The sequence below is a fragment of the Ruminococcus callidus ATCC 27760 genome, from assembly GCF_000468015.1.
In the GTDB taxonomy this organism is placed as follows: Bacteria; Bacillota; Clostridia; order Oscillospirales; family Ruminococcaceae; genus Ruminococcus_C; species Ruminococcus_C callidus.
Genome location: NZ_KI260465.1, coordinates 24,287 through 29,139, shown reverse-complemented (window position 1 = coordinate 29,139; position 4,853 = coordinate 24,287). Strand labels below are relative to the sequence as shown.

The window sequence follows — 4,853 nt, the reverse complement described above, 5'->3', positions numbered from 1 at the left end:
AGCCGTCAGGCGGGCTTTATGCAGTGTTTCCTTACCCCAGCCGCTTTTTCAGATCTTCCCAGACGCGGCGGGAGATCTCTGCGGTATGGTCTGCATCACCGTCCGGCAGGGACAGATTCCGCAGCACGCAAACAGAAATGACCAGATCTGCCAGAAACAAAACGACTACACCAGTCACCAGTTTTCCGGAAACATAGCCGGGAATCCGGTGAAACAGCATCATCAGAAACGGATTGATGCGATAGAGGGCAAATGTGCCCAGCAGTCCGAACGGCAGCATGGTTTCCAGACAGATCCGTCCGTGAATGTTGAACTTCATGTCGTGATAATCCCACCAGCGTGTGTGGAACACTCGTTCCATGAGGGCACTGACTGCGTATTCCAGCAGACTGCACAACAGAATGATCGAGAAGAACACGTGCCAATAGCCGTAGTGGCTACCCTGAAACAGCAGGGTGATGCCCAGCATGCCGGCTCCATAAATCGGACAACAGGGCCCCAGCAGAAAGCCGCGGTTGGTGAGATGCCGTTCCCGCACGCCCATGTACAAGACTTCCATAAACCAGCCCATGGCGGCATAGGCGAAGAAAAGGGCAGCACATTCTGTTAAATTGTATACCATCTGTCAGACCCTCCTTTTCCGGAACAGAGCTGCCGCTGCATGAACCATGCCCGCTGCCGTTTCCAGCGTGGAGCAGTACTTGTCCGCAAGGCAGACGATCACCGCTTCTCTGGAACGGGGCACGAACCGCAGCGTCAAGGGCCACATGTGTGTGGTAATGATATGCTGCACCTCTGCATTGACGTGAAACCGCATTGCCGCATTTTTGCAGGCAATGTGCGGGTGTGCAAAGCCGTGGAGCACACCCTCGTCCACATGGTTGTGCCAGTCGTACAAGTAGAAATCATGGAGCAGTGCCCCGAGGATCAGATTTTCATAATTTACATGGATATGCAGACCAACGGCAATGACACAGCTGATCCGCACTACCGAAAGGCAGTGCTGCAATGTGCTGGTCGTTCCGTGCTGAACATACTCGTCCATGGAGCAGACCGCATTGTCCTGCAAATATTTCTGCATTTTTGCCTGTGCCAGTTCCAGTGTTTCTTTTTCCTGTAAAGACATAAATTCCTCCTGCCGCAAAGATCGCAGCAATTTTCTCCGGTACGTTCTCCCACCGGTATCCCCCTGTTTTCCTCAATCTTATCCTATTACTTCTGTTCTCCTACATTATAGCGGATTTTTGCCGTATTGTCAACAAAGTCTGCGTTATTTTTTTCGATAATTCCGCCAAAGAACAAGCCGGTTTTCGCTGTTCCCCCGTAATTTTGACAAAATCTCGATTTTTCCGTTGCATGCAGCAGCACTTTATCGTACAAATATGCTAAAAAGCACTTGCAATTCCGCAAAAAGCATGGTAAAATAGATAACGAACGCAAAATCCAATTTTTTCAAGGAGGTTTATTTTGCAACATTTTCCATTCTGGCTGGCACTTGCCGCGGGGCTGGGGACTGCCTGTCTGCTGGGCGGTGTTTCCGCAGCGGCGGAGGACTTCTCTGCCGTACCGGTGGCAACCGCAACCACCCAAGGCACATGGGAAACCCGCGGGGACGGCAGCCGCTGCTATTACGATGCCGACGGGACACCGGTCACCGGCGAAGTCACCATAGACGGCACCGCCTATCTGTTCGACTACACCGGCACCCAGAAAACCGGCTGGCGGACAGTTGACGGAGAACGCCGGTACTACGATCCGGAAACCGGCGAATTGGTTCTGGGCTGGGTGGAGTCCGGCGGCTACCGCTATTACACCGACGACAGCGGGCTGAAAGAAACCGGCGAACAGGAAATCGACGGACACCGCTACAGCTTCTCGGAAACATACGGCATGCAGGACACAGGGATACACGCCTTTTCTGACGGCAGCCTTTCTTATTATAATGTAGAGGGCGAGATACAGACCGGCTGGCAGACGGACGGCAGCAGCAGCTACTACTTCAGCGAGGACACCGAAACCGCCCTGCTGGGGCTGCAAGAGATCGACGGGGCGTTGTATTATTTCGGTGAGGACGGCAAGCTGGTTCGCAGCCGCACCGTGACGCTGGACGGCGTGGTCTACCGTGCCGATGCCAGCGGCAGGCTGACCACCGAACTCACGCCGATCACCGGCACGGCACAGGCGACTGCCGCACAGATGACCGCCTATCTCCGTACAGTGAATCCCAATGTGGCACAGAGCGTACTGGACATGATCCCCTGCTACCTGAGCGAGGGGGCTGCCGAAGGGATCCGCGGGGACATTGCCTTTGCACAGTCCTGTCTGGAAACGGGGAACTTCACCTTTCGTGGCTCGGCGGTGACGCTGGAGCAGAACAATTTCTGCGGCATGGGCGTGACCAGCAACGGAGTAAAAGGCAATTCCTTTGCCACGCCGCAGCTGGGAATCCGTGCACAGATCCAGCACCTGAAAGCCTATGCCAGCACGGCAGCCTTGCAGCAGGCCTGCGTGGACGACCGCTTCCGGTATGTGCAGCGGGGCTGTGCCCCCTATGTGGAGTGGCTGGGGATTCCGGAAAATCCCAACGGCAGGGGCTGGGCAGGCGGTGCCGGCTACGGGGCAAAGATTCTGCGAATCCTGACAGCGATTCTGCAAATGTAAGAAAATCGAAAACCGGCTCCTGCATGGGAAATGCGGGAGCCGGTTTTTGCTATGTTGTTATAATGCGTTGTTACTTCGCAAGGACTTCTTCCCAAGAGGTGTTGTGTCCTGCCCCGTGGAGAGCCACGTAGTACATGATGTAGAAGCTGTCGGTGGAATCCACTATGCCGTTGCCGTCTACATCAGCGGCGGCGATCTGTTCAGCTGTCAGTCCGCCGTCATTGCCTACGGCAACGTTGGCGATATAGAGCATGGTGTAGAAGATGTCGGTGGAGTCAATGCCGCCGCTGTTGTCCACGTCGCCCTTGGAAAGAGTGGGTGTCGTCGGCGTGGTGGTTGTTGTAGCGGTTGTTTCTGCTGTAGTCGTTGTAGTTTCGGTTGTTGCTGTTATTTCTGTTGTAGTCGTTGTAATTTTTTCTGTGATAGTTGTGGTTTCGGTTGTGGTGGTTGTTGCTGTTGTAGGCGTTGTAGTTTTTGCTGTGGTGGTTGTCGCCGGTGTTTCTGTTGTTGTCGTTGTAGTTTCTTCTGTGGTAGTTGTTTCTTCGGTGGTGGTTGTGATTTCAGTTGTTGTGGTGGTTTCTGTCGTTGTGGTTGGCTTGTCCAGTGCTACAAAAGGAATGTCATTTTCCTTAGCATAGGTTTCTGCATAAGAACCGGTGTAGCCGTATATTGTCAGATTGCTGCAACCTTCAAAAGCCTCCACATCAATACTTGTCACGCTGTCTGGTATTGTGATTTCTGTTAAACTGGTACAGCCGTGAAAAGCATATGCTCTGATACTCGTCACACTGTCCGGTATCCTAATTGCCGTCAAACTGGTACAGCCGGAAAAAGCACTCTCTCTAATTTCCGTCACACTGTCTGATATTGTAATTGCTGTCAAACTGGTACAGCCGGAAAAAGCAGCCCCTTTAATTTCCGTCACACTGTCTGGTATCGTAATTTCTGTCAAACTGGTACAGCCGGAAAAAGCTAACCATCCAATACTCGTCACGCTGTCTGGTATTGTAATCTTAGATACTAACGTTCCATTTACATAGAGGTTTGCCCCCATACGCAATGGATTTGAAAATTCAGAGTAGAAATCAATCTTGCACCAAGAATCCAAATCAGAAATAAAAACATTCTTTAAATTGGTACAGCCTTCAAAAGCACTCTCTCTAATTCTAATTTCCGTCACGCTGTCTGGTATCGTGATTGATGTCAAACTAGTACAGTTGTAAAAAGCACAACATCCTATTTCCGTCACACTGTCCGGTATCGTGATTGCTGCCAAACTGGTACAGCTGTCAAAAGCATTATCTCCAATACTCGTCACACCGCTGGGTATCAAAACAGCACCTGTACAAGTCTTTCCATCAATCAAAATATGATTGACAATTACCAATGGATCTTTCGCTTGTTTGGCTGTTAACCAAGGGGTTTCACCAAAAGCATCAGATCCAATAGATGTCACGCTGTCCGGTATCGTGATTTCGGTCAAACCACTACAGTTAGAAAAAGCATCATCTCCAATGCTCGTCACACTGTCCGGTATCGTGATTTCTGTCAAACTGGTACAGTAAAAAAAAGCATGCTCTCTAATACTTGTCACGCTGTCCGGTATCGTGATTGTCGTCAAACCGGTACAACCGGAAAAATTACCATATCCAATTTCCGTCACGCTGTCCGGTATCGTGATTGCTGTCAAACCGGTACAGTTGGAAAAAGCACAATATCCTATTTCCGTCACACTGTCCGGTATCGTGATTGCTGCCAAACTGGCACACCTGGAAAAAGCATTAACTCCAATACTTGTCACGCATTTTCCGTCAATCTCAGCCGGAATTTCTACAGATTCAACATCTGTATTACAACCGACTATGGAAACCGAATCATCATCGTTCTTATAGTACAAATCCCCATAAGTTCCGTCATACACATTCGCACTCGCCGACAGCACCGTTCCCACGCTTTCCAGCACGCTCTGCACCCCAGACAGCCCCACACTGCCCAGACAAAGCACGCCGGCGGTCGCCGCGGCAAGCACTTTTTTCCACAACTTCATCTTCATTCCTCCGTTTCTTTTTCGTTGCAAAATACTTACAATCACAGTATACCATATCTTTCAAGAAAAGTCAACTCTTTCACAAAAAAACATGAAAAGCAATTTTTATGACAGCCTCCCCTGAAAGGGGAGGGGGACCGCCGTT

General features: G+C 50.6%; 4 protein-coding genes. 1 reads left to right on the top strand and 3 read right to left on the bottom strand.

Going from position 1 to position 4,853, the window contains the following annotated elements; genetic code table 11:
* Window positions 1–31: 31 nt before the first annotated feature.
* Both RUMCAL_RS11795 and RUMCAL_RS11790 read right to left on the bottom strand, forming a co-directional pair.
* Window positions 32–622 carry a putative ABC transporter permease gene (locus RUMCAL_RS11795; protein ID WP_021683142.1) on the bottom strand — a complete coding sequence of 197 codons (591 nt, stop codon included), beginning with the start codon at window positions 620–622 and terminating at the stop codon, window positions 32–34.
* A gap of 3 nt (window positions 623–625) precedes the next feature.
* Window positions 626–1,126, bottom strand: coding sequence for an HD domain-containing protein (locus RUMCAL_RS11790; protein ID WP_021683141.1), 501 nt, complete (start codon window positions 1,124–1,126; stop codon window positions 626–628).
* A 341-nt stretch (window positions 1,127–1,467) separates the two neighbouring features.
* Here RUMCAL_RS11790 and RUMCAL_RS16790 point away from each other — a divergent pair, with 341 nt between their 5' ends.
* Window positions 1,468–2,661 (top strand): glucosaminidase domain-containing protein, encoded by a 1,194-nt coding sequence (locus tag RUMCAL_RS16790; protein ID WP_021683139.1) that lies wholly within the window; start codon window positions 1,468–1,470, stop codon window positions 2,659–2,661.
* Window positions 2,662–2,731: 70 nt separating this feature from the next.
* Here the strand turns inward: RUMCAL_RS16790 and RUMCAL_RS15165 are convergent, their stop codons facing one another.
* Entirely contained in the window at window positions 2,732–4,708 is a 1,977-nt protein-coding gene (locus RUMCAL_RS15165; RefSeq protein WP_207636461.1) for a leucine-rich repeat protein, read from the bottom strand.
* Between the last annotated feature and the right edge of the window lie 145 nt (window positions 4,709–4,853).

Excerpts from the sequence above, each read along its gene's own strand:
- RUMCAL_RS11790 (WP_021683141.1), bottom strand. The coding sequence starts at position 1,126 with ATGTCTTTACAGGAAAAAGAAACACTGGAACTGGCACAGGCAAAAATG.
- RUMCAL_RS11795 (WP_021683142.1), bottom strand. The coding sequence starts at position 622 with ATGGTATACAATTTAACAGAATGTGCTGCCCTTTTCTTCGCCTATGCC.
- RUMCAL_RS15165 (WP_207636461.1), bottom strand. The coding sequence starts at position 4,708 with ATGAAGTTGTGGAAAAAAGTGCTTGCCGCGGCGACCGCCGGCGTGCTT.